The 18845-nt window shown below is 68.9% G+C and carries 18 protein-coding genes; 7 read left to right on the top strand and 11 right to left on the bottom strand.

Annotation, left to right across the window (positions count from 1 at the left end; genetic code table 11):
* Positions 1-6 precede the first annotated feature (6 nt).
* The 5 genes from RAB71_RS09440 (at position 7) to RAB71_RS09420 (ending at position 6041) form a co-directional block, all read left to right on the top strand.
* Entirely contained in the window at positions 7-540 is a 534-nt protein-coding gene (locus tag RAB71_RS09440; protein WP_010341531.1) for a Smr/MutS family protein, read from the top strand.
* 353 nt (positions 541-893) lie between these two features.
* Entirely contained in the window at positions 894-1961 is a 1068-nt protein-coding gene (locus tag RAB71_RS09435; RefSeq protein WP_104609567.1) for a DUF535 family protein, read from the top strand.
* 48 nt (positions 1962-2009) lie between these two features.
* Complete coding sequence (locus tag RAB71_RS09430) at positions 2010-2558, top strand: RNA polymerase sigma factor (RefSeq protein WP_010343444.1); 549 nt, start codon at positions 2010-2012, stop codon at positions 2556-2558.
* The gene (locus RAB71_RS09425) at positions 2558-3526 is read left to right on the top strand and encodes a FecR domain-containing protein (RefSeq protein ID WP_041500101.1); all 969 of its coding nucleotides are present in this window, start codon (positions 2558-2560) and stop codon (positions 3524-3526) included. The genes RAB71_RS09430 and RAB71_RS09425 overlap by 1 nt, the downstream gene beginning before the upstream one ends.
* A gap of 232 nt (positions 3527-3758) precedes the next feature.
* Positions 3759-6041 (top strand): TonB-dependent receptor, encoded by a 2283-nt coding sequence (locus RAB71_RS09420; RefSeq protein ID WP_234006559.1) that lies wholly within the window; start codon positions 3759-3761, stop codon positions 6039-6041.
* A gap of 34 nt (positions 6042-6075) precedes the next feature.
* Here the strand turns inward: RAB71_RS09420 and truD are convergent, their stop codons facing one another.
* The 10 genes from truD to RAB71_RS09370 form a co-directional block, all read right to left on the bottom strand.
* Complete coding sequence (truD, locus tag RAB71_RS09415) at positions 6076-7125, bottom strand: tRNA pseudouridine(13) synthase TruD (RefSeq protein ID WP_010343436.1); 1050 nt, start codon at positions 7123-7125, stop codon at positions 6076-6078.
* Positions 7122-7613, bottom strand: a complete 492-nt coding sequence (ispF, locus tag RAB71_RS09410) for a 2-C-methyl-D-erythritol 2,4-cyclodiphosphate synthase (protein WP_010343435.1) — start codon at positions 7611-7613, stop codon at positions 7122-7124. Before ispF ends, truD begins: the two co-directional genes overlap by 4 nt.
* A gap of 81 nt (positions 7614-7694) precedes the next feature.
* Positions 7695-8399, bottom strand: a complete 705-nt coding sequence (gene ispD, locus RAB71_RS09405; protein ID WP_175300606.1) for a 2-C-methyl-D-erythritol 4-phosphate cytidylyltransferase — start codon at positions 8397-8399, stop codon at positions 7695-7697.
* A complete protein-coding gene (gene ftsB / locus RAB71_RS09400) occupies positions 8396-8755 on the bottom strand; it encodes a cell division protein FtsB (protein WP_010343433.1) in 360 nt (119 codons plus the stop codon). Before ftsB ends, ispD begins: the two co-directional genes overlap by 4 nt.
* A 3-nt stretch (positions 8756-8758) precedes the next feature.
* Entirely contained in the window at positions 8759-10051 is a 1293-nt protein-coding gene (gene eno, locus RAB71_RS09395; protein ID WP_010343432.1) for a phosphopyruvate hydratase, read from the bottom strand.
* A 99-nt stretch (positions 10052-10150) separates the two neighbouring features.
* On the bottom strand, positions 10151-10480 hold the full coding sequence (locus RAB71_RS09390; RefSeq protein WP_010343430.1) for a hypothetical protein: 330 nt from the start codon (positions 10478-10480) through the stop codon (positions 10151-10153).
* Positions 10481-10487: 7 nt separating this feature from the next.
* Positions 10488-11318, bottom strand: coding sequence for a 3-deoxy-8-phosphooctulonate synthase (gene kdsA, locus RAB71_RS09385; RefSeq protein WP_010343429.1), 831 nt, complete (start codon positions 11316-11318; stop codon positions 10488-10490).
* Between the two features lie 7 nt (positions 11319-11325).
* The gene (locus RAB71_RS09380; RefSeq protein WP_010343428.1) at positions 11326-11814 is read right to left on the bottom strand and encodes an acetyltransferase; all 489 of its coding nucleotides are present in this window, start codon (positions 11812-11814) and stop codon (positions 11326-11328) included.
* Positions 11811-13478, bottom strand: a complete 1668-nt coding sequence (locus RAB71_RS09375) for a CTP synthase (RefSeq protein WP_010343427.1) — start codon at positions 13476-13478, stop codon at positions 11811-11813. The genes RAB71_RS09380 and RAB71_RS09375 overlap by 4 nt, the downstream gene beginning before the upstream one ends.
* 137 nt (positions 13479-13615) lie before the next feature.
* A complete protein-coding gene (locus tag RAB71_RS09370; protein WP_010343426.1) occupies positions 13616-13870 on the bottom strand; it encodes a hypothetical protein in 255 nt (84 codons plus the stop codon).
* A gap of 165 nt (positions 13871-14035) precedes the next feature.
* On the opposite strand from RAB71_RS09370, the gene parE reads away from it, so the two are divergent.
* Positions 14036-15925, top strand: coding sequence for a DNA topoisomerase IV subunit B (parE, locus tag RAB71_RS09365; RefSeq protein WP_010343425.1), 1890 nt, complete (start codon positions 14036-14038; stop codon positions 15923-15925).
* Positions 15926-16210: 285 nt separating this feature from the next.
* Here the strand turns inward: parE and RAB71_RS09360 are convergent, their stop codons facing one another.
* Positions 16211-17023, bottom strand: a complete 813-nt coding sequence (locus tag RAB71_RS09360) for a CDP-diacylglycerol diphosphatase (RefSeq protein ID WP_040902098.1) — start codon at positions 17021-17023, stop codon at positions 16211-16213.
* A 156-nt stretch (positions 17024-17179) separates the two neighbouring features.
* On the opposite strand from RAB71_RS09360, the gene RAB71_RS09355 reads away from it, so the two are divergent.
* On the top strand, positions 17180-18682 hold the full coding sequence (locus RAB71_RS09355) for a S10 family peptidase (RefSeq protein WP_029562153.1): 1503 nt from the start codon (positions 17180-17182) through the stop codon (positions 18680-18682).
* Positions 18683-18845: the final 163 nt, after the last annotated feature.

Raw genomic sequence — 18845 nt, 5'->3', positions numbered from 1 at the left:
GTGCGGATGGCGCATTCCGACGACGAAGACCCCGCTGCCCTGTTCCGTGCGGCCATCGGCAAGGTGGCCCCGCTCAACGCGACGCCGCCGGCCAACCCCAAGCCGCGCCCCAGGCCGCGCGCACGCATGGCCGAACGCGACGACGCCGAGGCACAAGGCGAGTTCCAGCAGTTGCTCCGCCAGAGCGCACCGCTGGAAGCCGGCGACGTGGCCAGCTACCGCCGCGAGCATCTGCCGGCGCGGGTGTTCCAGCGCCTGCGCAAGGGCCAGTTCTCGGCCCAGGACGAACTGGACCTGCACGGCGCCACCGCTGCGCAGGCCGAGGCGCTGCTAAGGCAGTTTCTGGCCGAGGCGCACGCGCACGAGTTCGGCTGCGTACGCATCGTCCACGGCAAGGGCCTGCAATCCGGCGGCGTGCCGCTGCTGAAGAACCTGGTGGACCGCCTGCTGCGCCAGCGCAACGACGTGCTGGCTTTCCATTCGGCGCCGACCGCGCAAGGCGGCACCGGCGCGATGCTGGTGCTGTTGGCGCGGCGCTGAGCGGTGCCGTAGCCGCGGCGCGGTGGCGCGGATCGAGGGAAGATCGACGCGCCACCGAGATCGCCGGCCGGACCGTGTCCACGCGGAAGCCGCCATCGCGCACGGATCTGTAACAGTTGCGCAGGAGCGGCTTCAGCCGCGACCGGCTTGAACGGGAAAGCCCATCGCGGCTGAAGCCGCTCCTGCATCGGTGCATCGACGTGCCGTCGCGCGCACCTGCGGCGTGCCCGGCAAAGGTCCGGTCAGGCTAGGACGTCATACGCGCGGACGCGATCACCCGACGAGCGCACGCATTTCAATTTTCGCCCGCTGAAACGTCTTGTCAGAGAGTACCGCCCCTCTGCGAGCCGAACGTGACCGACGCAACCACCGAATTCCTCCTGCAACCCACTGATCTGGTGGACGTTTCCGCGAGCGCCGCGGCGTTCGAGTCGGCGTCGGCGCGCCCGGCCCGGCCGGCGCCGCCGCCCCGGCCGAGCGGCAGCGCCGCACCGGCCCGCTGGTGGCCGCTGTTCCTGGGCTCGTTCCAGGGGCGGACCGACTGGCACGGCAACCCGGTGCAGCGCGGGATCAAGGCCACCAAGTACATGCTGCGTGCGCTGTGCATGCCTGCCACGCATCTGCGTTTCCTCGACGAACTGCGCCGCGATCCGCGGATGCGCGGCTATGCCGAGCGCGATCCGCGCCTGCTCGAGCGCCACCTGCACCGTTTCGTCAACACACGCTGGGACAGCAAGGCGCGGCTGCACCACCTCCGGCAGCACTATCGCCTGATGCTCGAGCGCCTGCCGGCCGGGTTGTTCGACGCCATCTACCGGCACGGCCAGGCGGACCTGGGGACGCTGCCGCTGCACGATGGCAGCGCGCTGACGCTGTCGCTGCTGCCGCCGGCGCCGATGAGCTGCGAAGGCGAACTGTGGCTGCAGCTCAGCGACGCGGCGGGACGCGAGCTGTATCGCCTGGTGCTGACCTTGACCGGCGACGCTGCCCATCCGACGGTGCTGATCGGTTGCCTGCAGGGCCCCAAGGGTGCCGACGCCCGCGACGTGGTGCGCGCGCTGACCAAGCAGATGCACGGGCTGCGGCCCAAGCAACTGATGCTGTCCCTGGCCTGCACCTTCGCCGAGCGCCTCGGCGCGAACGCGATCCGTGCCGTCTGCAATGGCGCGCATCCGCTGCAGCGCAAGCGAGACGTGTTCCTGTCCGACTACGACGCGTTCTGGATCGAGCAAGGCGGTACGCCCATTGCCGATGGCTGGTTCGCGTTGCCACTGACCCCGGCGCGCAAGACCGCGGCCGATGTGCCCAGCCAGCACCGCGCGGCGTTTCGCCGCCGCGAGGCATTGCGCGCGCATGCCGAGGGCCTGCTGGCCGCCGCGCTGCCGACCGCGTGCGCCACCGCGCCGCGTGGCGGCCAGTGAGCCTGGCTATACTGCCGCGGCCGCTTCCCTGCAGGAGCACCAGCATTCGTGAGCCGGGCCGAGCACACCGAAGGCGCGCCGTCGCCGGAGCGGGCACAGGCGCATCACGTCGACGCGTTGTTCAAGGAACATCACCGCGCCCTGCTCGCCTTCCTACAGTGCAAGCTCGGCTCGATGGCGGACGCGCAGGACGTGGCCCAGGAGGCGTACATGCGCATCGTTACCCTTGAGCGTCCGGACGCGCTGACATCGCCGCGCGCCTATCTGTTCCATGTCGCCTCGAACCTGGCGGTAGACCGGCTGCGCATGCGCAAGGTCCGCGAAAACGCGGCGGTGGAGCTGCCGGAGCATGACCTGCCGCTCCCGCCGATTCCGGAGCGTCACGCCACGGCCAGTGAGCAACTGCGCGCGCTGACCCGGGCGCTGCAGGAACTTCCGGCCAAGACCAGCCGCGCCTTCGTGCTGCACGTGATCGAAGGCAAGGACTTCGGCATGATCGCCAAGGCGATGAACGTGAGCGAACGGATGGTCCGCTACCATGTGGCCAACGCGCTCGCGCATTGCCGCAAACGCTTCGACGAAGCGGAGATCCCGTAATGGACAGCGGCATCGACAAGCACATCCTCGACGACGCCGCGCGCTGGTGGACCCTGCTGCGCGCACCCGACAGCAATGAGGACACCGTCGCGCGCTGGCTGGACTGGACGGAGGCCGACCCGCGGCACCTGCAGGCGTTCGAACGGATCAATGCGCTCGGCGGCGAGTTGCGCACGCTCGATCACTCGACGCGAGACGAACTGGTCCGCACCTTCGCGCCGCCGCGCGCGCGCTGGCGGCCGCTGCAGGTCGCCGCCTGCATCGGCGTGCTGGCGCTCGGCAGCGCCCTCGTCTGGCGGCAACTGCACCCGCCGCCGGTCACCCAGGTCTACAGCAGCGCGATCAGCCGCCACCACGACATCGTGCTGGCGGACGGATCGAAGATCGCGCTCGGCGGCGCCTCGCGGCTGAGCACCCGCTTCAGCGCCGCGCAGCGCCACGTGGACCTGATCGCCGGCGAGGCCTTCTTCGAAGTGGCGCATCACGCCGGGCGCCCCTTCGTGGTCGACGCAGGCGGCGTGTCGATCCTGGACGTCGGCACCGCCTTCGATGTCAGCCGCGACGGCGAACGCGTCGAGGTCGCGGTCACCGAAGGCCGGGTCCGCATCTACGGCGCCGGCCAGGTACCGGCCGACGGCAGCGGGGGACTGGAAGCGGTGGCCGGGCAACGCGTGTCCTACGATCCGGCCAGGCCCACGCTGCAGGTCAGCCAGATCGACGTGGCACAGGCCACTGCCTGGCGCGATCACCGGCTGGAGTTCGTCGATACGCCGCTGGACACGGTCATCGCCAGGGTCAACCGCTACAGCGACCGCCCGCTGCGCCTGGCCGACCCGGAGCTGGCGCGGCTGAGCTTCACCGGTACGGTCGACACCCAGGCGACCGCGCAATGGATCGACGCCCTGCCGCAGGTGTTCCCGCTGCGGGTACGCCAGGGCAAGGACGAAATCGTGCTGAGCCGCCGCTAGGCCGCGCCTCCCCGGCCCTACCCCGCCCAGTTTCGCCGGGGCGGCGGTGGTGGCATGACGGACCAGGCACCGCGTCGGCGAAGCCGCGCATGGCATAATTCGCGCTTCCGCTGGGGGGCGAAGTGCAGTGCGTGGGCTGAGGCGAGTGATCATCTGCGGCAGCCTGGCGCTGCCGCTCGCAACCTGGAACCAAGCTCCAGCCGCGCCCCTCCCGTCCGACGCACGCCAGATCGTGTTCTCGATCCCGCCGCAGGCGCTGTCCACGGCGCTGATCGCATTCGGCAAGCAGGCCAAGGTGCAGGTCCTCACCGCCAGCCCGACCCTGTCCGGGTTGCGCAGCGACGGGCTGCAAGGCGTGTTCACCGCGGACGCGGCGCTGCAGCGCCTGCTGCAATCCAGTGGCCTCGCGTACCGCATGCTCGATGCGAACACGGTGGCGGTCACCCCCGCCGCCACGGCGCCGGTCGATCCTGCGGACGCCGCCGATGCGCACCGCGCCGGCACGCCACCCAAGCTGCTGGAACAGGTCGACGCCGCGGCGCTGACCGAGCACGCCATGGGCGACGTGCCTGCCTATGCCAGCGACGCGCTGCGTTATGCCGCCGATTCCATCGCCGTGCCGCAGTCGGTGAACGTGGTCGCCCCACACCTGCTGGCATCGCAACAGGTGCGCACCGTCGCCGACGCATTGCGCAACGTGGCCAGCGTGCAGCAGATCGAAAACCCGTTGCGCGCGCCGCTGTTCAAGATCCGCGGCATCTACACCGGCAACGGCATGACCGACGGAATGCCGAACAGCTTCGTCGGGCTCGGTGGCTATCCGCCGATGATCGGCGTGGAGCGGGTCGAGGTGCTCAAGGGGCCGGAATCGATCCTCGGCGACAGCAACGGCGGCGACATGAGCGGGCTGATCAACGTCGTCACCAAGCAACCGCTGCGCACGCCCAGGCGTGAACTCAGCTACATCCTCGGCGAACGCGGCGACGTGCAGGCCGGCCTCGATGCGACCGGGCCGATCGGCACCACGCCGCTGAGCTACCGGCTCGTCGTCTCCGGCCAGCATGCCGATTCCACGGCGCAAGGCTACGGCCCGCGCAACGCCGCCTACCTGGCCCCGTCCATCGCCTGGCAAGGAGACGTCAACCGCCTGGTACTCGGCGTGCAGCGCGTGATCGATCGCCAGCCGGCCGCCGACCATGCGCTGCTGCTCGGCAACCGCGTGTCGGCGATGACGCCCAGAACCTTGCGCCTGGGCAACCCGCAGGACCACACCGCCTACCGCACCCAGCGCGCCTACTACCTGTTCGATCAGCGCCTCAGCGACCGCTGGCAACTGCGCAGCCGCGGCCAGTACGTGACCCAGGCCGTCGACGCGCGCAACTGGGGCATGTTGTCGCCGTCGCAGAACGGCATCGTGCGCGCCTATGCCGAGGCCTACCGCAATACAACGGCGTACTCCACCATCCAGAACGACCTGGTCGGCAGCTTCGGCGACGGGCCGCTGCAGCAGACCGTGACCCTCGGCCTGGATTACACGCGCGCGCGCCTTGGCAGCAGCGATTACTTCATCCGGATGCACCGCAACCGCTACGATGTGTTCGGCGACGAGCGGCTGGGTCCGGTGCACTGGCCGCGTTCGCAGCGCGGCATCCGGCATTCCCCAGGCAGCCCCTGGTCGAGCCGCAGCGGCATCCTGCTGCAGGACCAGATCAGCATGGGCGAGCGCTGGGACGTGCTGCTGGCGCTGCGCCGTTCGGCGTACGAGATTTCCAGCTACGACGCCAGGGGCAAGCTGCGCCAGTTGCGCCGGCGCCGCTGGGTGCCCAACGTCGGCGTGGTCTACAAACTGACCCCCGAGGCGTCGCTGTACGCCAGCACCATGAACGGCTTTGCGCCGAGCGCCGTGCTCGGCAAGAACGGCCGGCCGCTGCCGCCCGCGTTGTCGCGGCAGGTGGAGGTCGGTGCGAAGGTCGATCTGTTCGACCACCGGGCGCGGCTCAGCGCCGCCTACTACCAGATCACCGTCGACCGCAGTTTCGATCTGGTGCTGGCGCATCCGTCGTACTTCGCCAGGCCGATCGACAGCCAGAGCAACCGCGGGCTGGACGTGGATTTCGTCGGCACCCTCGCCCCCGGCCTGGAACTGAGCAGTAGCCTGGCGCTGGCCCGCATCGGCCGGCGCGACGGTACGCCGACCACCGGCGTGCCGCGCACGCGCTTCACCCTGTGGAGCAGCTACCAGTTCCAGGACAGCCGCTGGAGCGGCTGGGGGGTGGCAGGCGGCATCCTCGCGCGCGATCACACCCTCGGCCGCTGCCTGGCCGGCGGCTATTTCAAGATTCCCGGGCAGGCCAGCGTGGACGCGAATGTGTCCTATCACACGGAGACCTGGGGCGTGACCGTGGGCATGCGCAATGTCTTCGATCGGCGGCTGTACGCCGACGAATTCGACGAGACCTTCGTGCCGCTGCCGGAGGGGCGCAGCCTGCTGCTGACCGGCAGCTACCGGTTCTAGGGCCTCGCGGCCGGCGTGGCGGATGTGACCACGCTCAGGCCTCGCTGGACGCCTGCGGCGCTTCCTCGACCTGGCCGAGTTCGTGCAGCAACGCGGTGGCGTAGCTGCCCGGCGGCAGGGCGAAACGCAGTTCGAGCGCGTCGCCCTGCCCGTCCAGCCAGCGCCACTGCAGGTCGGCCACGCGCAGGCGGGTCGCTCGGCGCTCTTGCTTCAGGCCCTCGCGCTCCAGGCCTTCGCGCAGGCGCAGCGCGACGGCCTCGTCCAGTGCGGCCAGTTCCAGGGCACGCGCCGCCTCGGCGCTGCGCAGTTCGCCGGCACCCCACAGCGGCGCCGACGGATGGATGTCGAAGCGCTGCAGGCGCTCGGCCAGCGCCTCCGACCACGGCTCCGGACCGAACACGCTGCGGCTGCCGTCGAGCATCCACACTTCGCCGTCCAGCGCGCTGTCCCAGTTGCCGGCAGCCACGCGTGCGGCCAGCACCCGGTTGAATAATTCCGAGCGGGCCGCCGACAGCAGCAGCGAGCGCTGCTCGCGCCGCACCCGGCGACCGCCGAACATCGCCAGTGCGGCGCCGACGTTGCCGCCGTCGCGACCGAAGCGCTGTTCGCCGAACCAGTTGGGAATCCCGCGCGCCGCGATCTGCGCGAGCCGCGCCTCGATCGCCGCGCGCTCGCCACGCACCTCGCGCAGCACCAGCACGAAGCCGTTGCCGGCCAGCGCGCCGCGCGGCAGCTTGCGGTTGTGCCAGTGCGACTCCAGCACCTGCAGGTCCGCGTCCTGCAGGCTGTCCAGGGACGGCGCCACGCGCTTGGGCAGATGCACCGAGAAGCGCTGGGTGGTGACCGCATGCCGGTCCTTCATGCCGGCATAGCCGATCGCCAGTTCCGCCACCCCGGCCCACTGCGCCAGGCGGCGCGCGGCGAAGGCGGTGTTCATGCCGCGCTTGCGCACCGTCAGTAACAGGTGCTCGCCTTCGCCGCTGGGCGCGAACGCCGGCACTTCATCGACCTGGAAATCCTCGGCGCTGCAGCGCATGCGCGCCTGCAGGGGCGCGGGCCCGAACGCGCGCGGCAGCTCGCTCACAGCGCCACCAGCAAGGCCACCGCCTGCGCCGCGATGCCCTCGCCGCGGCCGGTGAAGCCCAGCTTCTCGCTGGTGGTGGCCTTGACGCTGACGCAGTCCAGTTCGACCTGCAAAAGCGCCGCCAGGCGTTCGCGCATCGCCTGCGCATGCGGGCCGACCTTGGGCCGTTCGCAGATCACGGTGACGTCGGCATTGCCCACGCGCCAGCCGCGCGCGTGCAGCAGGCCCACGCAGTGATCGAGGAACTGCGCGCTATCGGCGCCCTTCCAGCGCGGATCGGACGGCGGGAAATGCTGGCCGATGTCGCCCAGCGCCAGCGCGCCAAGCAAGGCGTCGCACAGGGCGTGGATCACCACGTCGCCGTCGCTGTGGGCGAGCACGCCGCGCTCGTGCGCCACGCGCACGCCGCCGAGCATGAGGTGATCGCCCTCGCCGAAGGCATGGACGTCGTAGCCCTGGCCGATGCGGATGCGGGGAAGTTCAGACATTGGCATGGAGACATCCCACGAAAAATGAAAAAGGACGGAGCACGCGCCGCGCCACGGCGGCCGCATCCAACGGCAGGCGCATCACGACTGCCGCGCGCGCTGGAACAGTTCGAACTCGAACCGCGCCAGATCGGCCGGGGTGGTGACCTTGAAGTTGTCTTCGGCGCCTTCCACCAGCAGCGGCCGCAGCCCCAGCAACTCCATCGCCATGGCGTCGTCGGTGACCTCCACGCCGGCCGCGGCGGCCTGCTCCAGCGCGCGGCTAAGTTGCATGCGCCGGAACAACTGCGGGGTCAGCGCGCGCCACAGGCGCTCGCGCGGTTCGGTGCCGTCGATGCCGCCGTCGTCGCCGGCACGCTTGAGCGTGTCGCGCACCGGCGCGGCCAGGATCGCGCCGACCGGATCGCCGCGTCCCGCCTCCAGCAGCCGGTCCAGGTCGGCCAGCGCCAGGTTCGGTCGCGCCGCATCGTGCACCAGCACGAAATCGTCCGCCTTCACCGACTCCGGCAAGGCGTGCAGCGCGGCCAGCACCGAGCCGGCACGGCTGCCGGCGCCCAGGCAGGTCAGCACCGGCTTGCCGGCCAGTTCGGTCCAGCCCGGCCACTGCGCATCTTCGGCGCCCAGCGCCACCATCGCCCCGGCCACCGCCGGATGCGCCAGCAACGCTTCCAATGCATGCGCCAGCAACGGACGCCCACCCGCCTGCAGATACTGCTTGGGCGTGGCGCCGCCGAAACGGGTGCCGCGGCCGGCCGCCGGGACCACGGCCCAGACCGTGGCCATCAGGGTTGCTCGCCCGGCGCCGGGGTGACGGGCGCAGGCTGCGCGCCCGCGGCCGTGCCGGCCGGCGTCGACACCGGCGCGTTCTCGACCACGCGGTAGAACTTTTCGCCCGGCTTGATCATGCCTAGTTCGCTACGCGCGCGCTCCTCGATCGCCGCCTCGCCGTCCTTGAGGTCCTTGACCTCGGCGGCGAGCGCGGCGTTGCGTTGCTGCAGTCCTTCGTTGTCGCGCTTCTGGTGCTCGACCTGGCTTTCGAGCACCAGCACTTCGCCGGAATTGCCCGGGCCGAGCCAGAAACGGTACTGCAGCCACGCCAGCAGTCCCGCCAGCACCAGCAGCAGCCAGCGCCAGTTGCGCACGGCTTATCGCTTGAGCGAGACGAAAGCGTCGCGCCCGGCGTAGCGCGCGGCACTGCCCAGCGCTTCCTCGATGCGCAGCAGCTGGTTGTACTTGGCCACGCGATCGCTGCGGCACAGCGAGCCGGTCTTGATCTGGGTGGCGGTGGTGGCCACGGCGATGTCGGCGATGGTGGTGTCCTCGGTCTCGCCGGAACGGTGCGAGACGATGGCCGCGTAGCCGGCCTTGTCGGCCATGGCGATGGCTTCCAGGGTCTCGGTCAGGGTGCCGATCTGGTTGACCTTGATCAGGATCGCGTTGGCGGTGCCGGACTCGATGCCCTGCTTGAAGATCTTCGGGTTGGTCACGAACAGGTCGTCGCCGACCAGTTGCACCTTGCTGCCGATGCGGTCGGTGAGCAGCTTCCAGCCGGCCCAGTCGTCCTCGGCCAGGCCGTCCTCGATGCTGACGATCGGGTACTGCGCGGCCCAGTCGGCGAGGAAGTCGACGAACTGCTCGCTGGTCAGGCGCTTGCCCTCGCCGACCAGGTGGTACTTGCCGTTGTCGTAGAACTCGCTGGAGGCCACGTCCAGGCCCAGCAGCACGTCCTCGCCGGCGGTGTAGCCGGCCTTGCCGATCGCTTCGAGGATGGTGTCCAGCGCTTCGATGTTGCTGCGGAAGTCCGGGGCGAAGCCGCCCTCGTCGCCGACCGCGGTGGACAGGCCGTGGCCCTTCAGCACCGACTTCAGCGCATGGAAGATCTCGGTGCCGGCGCGCAGCGCCTCGGAGAACGAGGCGGCGCCGACCGGCAGCACCATGAATTCCTGGAAATCGACGTTGTTGTCGGCATGCGCGCCACCGTTGATGATGTTCATCATCGGCACCGGCAGCGCCAGGTTGGCGGTGTTGCCTGCGGCCAGCGACTGCCACAGCGGCTGCTTGCGCGAGGCGGCAATGGCATGCGCGTTGGCGAGCGAGACGCCGAGCAGCGCGTTGGCGCCCAGGCGGCCCTTGTTCTCGGTGCCGTCCAGGTCGATCAGGCGGCGGTCCAGGCCCTGCTGGTCGGCGGCGTCGAAGCCCTTCAGCGCGCTGGCGATGGTGGTGTTGACGTTTTCCACCGCCTTGCGCACACCCTTGCCCAGGTAGCGGGTCTTGTCGCCGTCGCGCAGCTCGACCGCTTCCTTGGTGCCGGTGGACGCGCCCGAGGGCACCGCGGCACGACCGAACGAACCGTCCTCCAGGATGACATCGGCTTCCAGCGTGGGATTGCCGCGGCTGTCGAGGATTTCACGGGCGTGGATGCTGCGGATCGTACTCATGGGCGGGCCGGTTACCTGTCAGGAGAGGGGGCGGGGAACGAATGCCGCATGATTATCCCCGCCGGCCCATCACTTGCCAAATCACGCCGATAAGGCGGCTCAGCGGAGGATCGCGGACAGGGGGATCGCCACGATCAGCAGCAGCGCCAGCAGCGCGGCCGCGATGACCGCACAGACGCGTCCCCGCCGCAATCGCCAGCCCTGCACCGCGGCGAGCAGCCCGCCCGGTGCGGAGACCGCCAGCACGCCCAGCGAGGTGAGGATCCACGGGCGCATGGCCCGGATGGCGTTGTCGCCATCGCCAGGCACGCCGATGCTGGCGAGGAAGCACAGGACCGTGCCGATCAGGGCGAGCCAGGCCAGCAGCGCCAGCAGCAACGCGGCCAGGCCCCACGACCGGCCGCAGCGAGGCGACGAGGTCGACACCATGCGCACGTCAGGCGAAGCGCGAGAACCCGTGCTTCTTGGTGACCGCGTCCAGTTCCATCAGCGTTTCCAGCAGCGCTTCCATCTGGTCCAACGGCCACGCGTTGGGGCCGTCGGACAGCGCCTTGGACGGATCCGGGTGCGTCTCGGCGAACACGCCAGCCACGCCAACCGCCACCGCCGCGCGCGCCAGCACCGGCACGAACTCGCGCTGGCCGCCGGAACTGCCGCCCTGCCCGCCCGGCAACTGCACCGAATGGGTGGCGTCGAACACCACCGGGCAGCCGGTCTCGCGCATCACGCTCAGCGAGCGCATGTCGCTGACCAGGTTGTTGTAGCCGAAGCTGGCGCCGCGCTCGCAGACCATGATCTGCTCGTTGCCGGTGGACTTGGCCTTCTCCACCACCGGCTTCATGTCCCACGGCGACAGGAACTGGCCCTTCTTGATGTTGACCGGCTTGCCGGCGGCGCACACGTTCTTGATGAAATCGGTCTGCCGCACCAGGAACGCCGGCGTCTGCAGCACGTCCACCACCGCCGCCACCTCGTGCATCGGCGTGTACTCGTGCACGTCGGTCAGCACCGGCACGCCGATCTGGGTCTTCACCGCCTCCAGCACCTTCAGCCCTTCTTCCAGGCCGGGGCCGCGGAAGCTGGTGCCGGAGGTGCGGTTGGCCTTGTCGAAGCTGGACTTGAAGATGAAGTTGATGCCCAGCCGGCCGGTGATCTCCTTGAGCCTGCCGGCGACGTCGAGCTGCAGTTGCATCGACTCGATCACGCACGGGCCGGCGATCAGGAACAGCGGCTGGTCCAGGCCTACGTCGAAGCCACACAGTTTCATACTGCCATCAATTTTCATGCACTGCTCCATCCAGCATTTTGATGAGCTTGGCTGGCGCGCCGCCAACTACCGCAAAGGCGGGAACGTCGTGAGTCACTACCGCTCCGGCAGCGACCACCGCGTGCTCGCCGATGATGCAGGGACCTACAAGGATCGCCCCCGTACAGATCCATGCACCCCGCTTTACAACGATATCGCGACCTTTTTGCGGAATGCTCGTTTGCCGCTCTCGGTCGAACCGAGTTGCATCATGACTGCCAGTCAGCAATTTCACTTCGTGGCCAAAAAACGCCCAGTCCTCGATCTTGATGCTTCCCGACGACAGGTTGAACGTTGCATTGTTAACGACCGCACTGGCTGCGATATCGAGCGTATTGGAACCGTCGGAAGATTCGAAAACCAGCGGTCTGTTAAGGACGATATCTTTGACGAACGCTTCGGTTTCAGGGTCTTTCAGGATCCTGCGCAGCAGGATCTTGTAGTCGTCCTCAATCATTGGGCAACCGCTTCCTTCAGCAACTTGCCTCCGGCCCTGCGCTCGCGCGCAGCGCGCACGAAGCCGATGAACAACGGATGGCCGTCGCGCGGCGTGGACAGGAATTCCGGGTGCGCCTGGCAGGCCAGGAACCACGGATGCGTCTCGCGCGGCAGTTCCACCATCTCCACCAGGGTGTCGTCCATCGACTTGGCGGCAATCACCAGGCCCGCGTCCTCGAGCTGGGTGCGGTAGCGATTGTTGAACTCGTAGCGGTGGCGATGGCGTTCGGCCACCACGTCCTTGCCGTACAGCTCGCGCGCAAGCGTGCCCGGCTTGAGCCGCTGCTCCTGCAGGCCCAGGCGCATGGTGCCGCCGAGGTCGGACTTCTCGTCGCGCTTCTCCACGTCGCCGCTGGCGGTGCGCCACTCGGTGATCAGGCCGATCACCGGGTACGGCGACTGCCGGTCGTTCTCGGTGCTGTTGGCCGCGTCCAGCCCGGCGACGTGCCGCGCGTAGTCGACCACCGCGGCCTGCATGCCGTAGCAGATGCCGAAGTACGGCACGCCGTGCTGGCGCGCATAGCGCGAGGTCAGCACCTTGCCTTCGAAGCCGCGGTCGCCGAAGCCGCCCGGGACCAGGATGCCGTCCACGTCGGCCAGCGCCGCCATGTCGCTGCCTTCCAGGTCCTGCGCTTCCAGCCACTTCAGGTTGACCTTGGTGCGCTGGCGCAGGCCGCCGTGCTTGAGCGCCTCGCCGACCGACTTGTACGCGTCCTGGTGGTCCACATACTTGCCGACCACGGCGATGGTGACCTCGTCGAGCGGATGCTTGATCGCATCGACCACCGCCTCCCACTCCGACAGGTTGGCCGCGCCGACCTTGTCGCGCAGCTTGAACTGCTCGATCACGATCTCGTCCAGGCCCTGCCGGTGCAGCTCCAGCGGCATGCCGTAGAGCACGTCGATGTCGGCGGCACTGATCACCGCGCGCTCGGAGACGTTGGTGAACAGCGCGATCTTGCGCCGCTCCGAATCCGGAATCGCCTGTTCCGAGCGGCACAGCAGCACGTCCGGCTGGATGCCGATCGAGCGCAGTTCCTTGACCGAATGCTGGGTCGGCTTGGTCTTCAGTTCGCCGGCCGCGGCGATGTACGGCACCAGGGTCAGGTGCATGAACATGGCCTTCTCGGCGCCACGTTCGGTGCGTACCTGGCGGATCGCTTCCAGGAACGGCAACGACTCGATGTCACCGACGGTACCTCCGATCTCGACCAGGGCCACGTCGTAGCCGGCGGTGGCTTCATCCACGCAGCGCCGGATCTCGTCGGTGATGTGCGGAATCACCTGCACGGTGGCGCCGAGGTAGTCGCCGCGGCGCTCCTTGCGGATCACGTTCTCGTAGATGCGCCCGGTGGTGACCGAATTCTTGCGCGACAGCCGCGTGCGCACGAAGCGCTCGTAATGCCCCAGGTCCAGGTCGGTCTCGGCACCGTCGTCGGTGACGTACACCTCGCCGTGCTGGAACGGGCTCATCGTGCCCGGGTCGACGTTGATGTAGGGGTCCAGTTTCATCATCGTGACCGACAGGCCACGTGCTTCGAGAATGGACGCAAGCGAAGCGGCCGCGATGCCCTTGCCAAGCGAGGACACTACGCCGCCGGTAACGAAGATCAGGGGGGTCATGGCTCAAAGGCCTCCCGGAAAGCCATAGTTTAACGGGTGAAGCGGATTTGCCCAAGCGCTTTTGCGCAACAGCCGCCCCACAAAAAAGCGACGCCCCGGGCGACCGGGGCGTCGTGTGCAGGAAACCGTGCGCAGGCTCAGGGCTTGCGCGCTTCCTCTTCCTCTTCCTTCTTCGGCGCGGCCGCATCCTTGCCGGCCTTGTGCTCGGCGGCCGCGGCGGCGCGGCGCTTGGCCTTGGCGTCGGCCTCGGCCTTTTCCTTGGCGACCTGCGCCTCGTAGGCGGCGGCACCGGAGGCGGCCGGATCGGCGCTCTGCGCCTGGGCCATCGCGACCGGCACGGCCACCGCGGCGGCGACCAGAGCGGCCAGGGTCAACAGCTTGCGAACGTTCATGGCGGACTCCTTTGGGACGTGCGACGAAGATGTGGGCGACGTCGCGGTTTTTCCAGGGCCAGCGTAGCGTGGAGCCCCCGCACCCGCCCTGAACACCGGCGACGTGCAAAAAACCGCCGCAGACCGCACACTTCCTGATCTGCTTCGCGCCACCTGCTGAGACGCATGAATACCCGCTACAACGCCGCCGACATCGAAGTTCTTTCTGGCCTGGACCCGGTCAAGCGCCGGCCCGGCATGTACACCGACACCGCACGCCCCAACCACCTGGCCCAGGAAGTCATCGACAACGCCGTGGACGAGGCGCTGGCCGGCCACGCCCGGCACATCGAGGTGACGCTGTACAAGGACGGCAGTTGCGAGGTGTCCGACGACGGCCGCGGCATGCCGGTGGACATCCACCCGGAAGAGAAGATCTCCGGCGTCGAACTGATCCTCACCCGGCTGCATGCCGGCGGCAAGTTCAGCGACCGCAACTACACCTTCAGCGGCGGCCTGCACGGCGTCGGCGTCAGCGTGGTCAATGCGCTGTCCACCCGGGTGGAACTGTTCATCAAGCGCGAAGGCAACGAATACCGCATGGCCTTCGCCGACGGCCACGCCGCCTCCAAGCTGGAGATCGTCGGCAGCGTCGGCAAGAAGAACACCGGCACGCGCCTGCGTTTCTGGCCGGACCCGAAGTATTTCGACACGCCGAAATTCGCGGTGCGCGCGCTGCGCCACCTGCTGCGCGCCAAGGCGGTGCTGTGCCCCGGCCTGACCGTCAAGCTGCACGACGAGGCCACCGGCGAGCAGGACACCTGGTATTTCGAGGACGGCCTGCGCGACTACCTGCGCGGCGAACTGGCCGAGCGCGAGTTGCTGCCGGCCGAGCTGTTCGTCGGCAACCTGAAGAAGGACCGCGAGATCGTCGACTGGGCGGTGGCCTGGGTGGTGGAAGGCGAACTGGTGCAGGAAAGCTACGTCAACCTAATTCCCACGGCGCAGCACGGCACCCACGTCAACGGCCTGCGCAGCGGCCTCACCGATGCGCTGCGCGAGTTCTGCGATTTCCGCAACCTGCTGCCGCGCGGCGTCAAGCTGGCGCCGGAAGACGTGTGGGACCGCGTCGCGTTCGTGCTGTCGCTGAAGATGACCGACCCGCAGTTCAGCGGCCAGACCAAGGAACGCCTGTCCTCGCGCCAGGCCGCCGGCTTCATCGAGGGCGCCGCGCACGACGCCTTCAGCCTGTGGCTGAACCAGAACGTGGAAACCGGCACGCGCATCGCGCAGATCGCCATCGACCGCGCCAGCGCGCGGCTGAAGACCGAGAAGCAGATCGTGCGCAAGAAGGTCACCCAGGGCCCGGCGCTGCCGGGCAAGCTGGCCGACTGCATCAGCCAGGATCTGTCGCGCACCGAACTGTTCCTGGTCGAGGGCGACTCGGCCGGCGGCAGCGCCAAGCAGGCCCGCGACAAGGATTTCCAGGCGATCCTGCCGCTGCGCGGCAAGATCCTCAACACCTGGGAAGTGGCCTCCGGCAGCGTGCTGGCCTCGGAGGAAGTGCACAACCTGGCGATCGCGATCGGCTGCGACCCGGGCAAGGACGAGATCGACGGCCTGCGCTACGGCAAGGTGGTGATCCTGGCCGACGCCGACTCCGACGGCCTGCACATCGCCACCCTGCTGACCGCGCTGTTCCTACGCCACTTCCCGGCCCTGGTGCGCGCCGGCCACGTGTTCGTTGCGATGCCGCCGCTGTTCCGCGTGGACGTGGGCAAGCAGGTGTTCTACGCGCTGGACGAGGAAGAGAAGCGCTCGCTGCTGGACAAGATCGAGCGCGAGAAGATCAAGGGTCAGGTCAGCGTCACCCGCTTCAAGGGCCTGGGCGAGATGAATCCGCAGCAGCTGCGCGAATCCACCATCCACCCGGACACCCGGCGCCTGGTGCAGCTGACCGTGGACGACGGCGACCAGACCCGCTCGCTGATGGACATGCTGCTGGCCAAGAAACGCGCCGGCGACCGCAAGCAGTGGCTGGAGACCAAGGGCGACCTGGCGTCGCTGGAGGTTTGAGGCTGTGCGCGCGCGCTGGCGCTTACAGTCAGCGCGTGCACGGTAGTGCAGATGCCACTTCCCCGACCGGCTCGGCGAGAGCCGCGTCGGGTTTGCACTAACGGGTTGTGACTGCTCCAGAAAGCATCCTGTGGGAGCGACTTCCGTCGCGACGCGCGAAGCAGGCAGCTGCCGGGGCATCATGCAGTCGGGACTGAAGTCCCTCCCACAACATCCCTGCCTGCGCTCCGCACGACCGGCGGATGCCGTTAGTTGGCCTGCGCGGCATTGACGCCGCCTGGGCCGTCAGCCGCGCGCAGCCGCCGCCGGCACCACGCCGGTGCAGTCGTGATCCTGCAGTTCTTCCGCACCGACCCCGTCACCGGGAAGCGCGGTAGCGGCCAGCAGCACGAAGCCGGGGCGGCCATCGAACGCCGCGCCGACCACCGCCAGGGTCTGGTGGGCCATGTGCTGGTGCGGCGGCAGGGCGCGCGCCAGCAGGGTCAGCGGATTCGCATCCAGCGCCTCGCCCTCCAGGCGCATGGCCCGATAGACGTGACCGTGGAGCGGCTGCGGCAACGGCGCCCAAGTGGGGCCGATCGCCGCCTGCATCGCCTGCAACTGGTCGCGCACCTGCGGCGCCAGGCAATCGATATGGATATGCAACTGGTCCTGCGAACGCGCCGAAGGCGGATTGATCGTCAGGCTGGTCAGTTCGCGCGGCAGCGGCCGCTGCAACAACTGCTCGACCCGGGTGCGCGCCTGCCAGGCCAGGCCCAGCCAGTTCGGCACGCCGGCACCGCGCGCGCGCGGATCCTCGATCCCGCTCACCGGCACCGTCGGGATCAGCAGGTACTGGTAGTCGCCGCGCAGGTCCTTCATCAAGGCATAGCGCTCGCCTGGCCCGGGATGCACGTCGCTGCACGGCGCCGGATCGGCGCCGAGCCGCGCTTGCGGCAGGCAACGCGTGCTCACCAATCGCCACAGGCGGTGCCGATCGTGCGCATGCGCATCGTGCGCGGCCGGCGAGTCGGCCACCGGCGGCGGCGCAGCGGCGCAACCGGCCAGCAGCACAACCAGGGACAGGCACAACGGCAGCTGGAAACGAACTGGAGGCATGCGTGACGGATCGGAGTACGGGACGAGCCGAGGATTGTAGCCAGCGCCGATGACCGGCATGGCGCGGCGCGCTGGCGCCGACCATGGCTTTGTGCACATCCGCCGCGCCGGCGCCGCGGCCTAGCATGCCGGCTCCCTCCCTGCGAGCGACCGCCCGTGCCGACCTTCCCCTCCGTGCTGCTGGCCGTGCTGCTGGCGGCGACACCGATGACCGCGGCACTGGCCGCCGACGCCGATGCGGCGAACGCCGACAAGGCCGACAAGCCCGCCGCCGTCGAACCGGCGCCGCTGCCGGCCGACGCGCAGACCAGCCAATCCACCCAGCTCGACGGCCGCACCCTGCGCTACACGGTCAAGGTCGGCACGCTGCCGGTGAAGGACAAGCAGGGCAAGGTCGTCGCCGACGTGGTCTACACCGCCTACACCATGGACGGCAAGGACCGCCCGGTCACCTTCGCGCTCAACGGCGGCCCCGGCGCGGCCTCGGTGTATCTCAACCTGGGCGCGATCGGACCGAAGGTGGTGGCGTTCGGCAGCGAAGGCGACAGCGCGTCCGCGCCGGCGCAACTGCGCGACAACCCCGGCACCTGGCTGGACTTCACCGACCTGGTGTTCATCGACCCGGTCGGCACCGGCTTCAGCCGCTCGCGCATCCCCGACGAGCAGGCCAAGAAACAGTTCTACAACCCGCAGGCCGACATCGAGTACCTCTCGCGCACCATCTACGACTGGCTGCTGAAGAACCAGCGCCTGCAATCGCGCAAGTACCTGGTCGGCGAAAGCTACGGCGGCTTCCGCGGCCCGCGCATCACCCACTACCTGCAGACCAAGCTCGGCGTGGCGATGAACGGCGTGGTTCTGGTCTCGCCGTATCTGAACCCGACCCTGGACGACAACGGCGACGTCTCGCCGCTGCCGTGGATGCTGACCCTGCCGTCGATCGCCGCCGCGCGCCTGGAGCGCGAGGGCAAGCTGACCCCGGAGGCGATGCGTCAGGTGATCGACTACACCCGCGGCGACTACGTCACCGCGCTGCTGCGCGGGCGTTCCGACCCGGCCGGCACCACCCGCATGATCCAGCAGGTGACCGCGATGACCGGCCTGGACCCGGCCTTCGTGCGCCGCGCCGGCGGCCGCCTGGAGACCCAGGCGTACCTGCGCGAGGTGTTCCGCGACAAGGGCGAACTCGGCAGCCGCTACGACTCCAACGTCACCGCCTTCGACCCGTTCCCCAACGCTCCCGAGCAGCGCGCCAACGACCCGCTGCTGGACAGCATCATCGCCCCCACCACCACCGCGATGGTCGATTTCGTGACCCGCGTGGTCGGCTGGAAGGTCGACGCCCGCTACGAAGCGCTGAACTACGACGTGAACCGGCTGTGGGACTGGGACGACGAACTGCGCAAGGGCTCGGTGACGCAACTGCGCCAGGCGGTGGCGATCGATCCGAAACTGCGCGTGCTGATCGTGCACGGCTGGAACGACCTGTCGTGCCCGTTCATGGGCTCGGTGCTGACCGTGGACCAGATGCCGGTGATGGGCAACGACCCGACCCGCGTGCAGGTCAAGAACTACCCCGGCGGCCACATGTTCTACAACCGCGCCGACAGCCAGCGCGCGTTGCGGCAGGATGTTCTGGCGATGTATCGGGCGAATTGATGGGAATGGGGAATTGGGAATGGGGAATCGCAAAGGCGGCTCCCCATTAGTCGAGACAGTTCCTCGACCTGCGTGGTTCAGGGGTGTTCCGCGATAGAGCTATGCGACTGCCCTGGCCCTAGAGCTATGCGACTGCCCTGGCCCTGAGTTCGCCCTCGTTGCG

The sequence above is a fragment of the Xanthomonas sacchari genome, assembly GCF_040529065.1.
Lineage (GTDB): Bacteria > Pseudomonadota > Gammaproteobacteria > Xanthomonadales > Xanthomonadaceae > Xanthomonas_A > Xanthomonas_A sacchari.
Note: the sequence above shows the minus strand (reverse complement) of the source record. Positions and strands in the feature narration are given on the sequence as shown.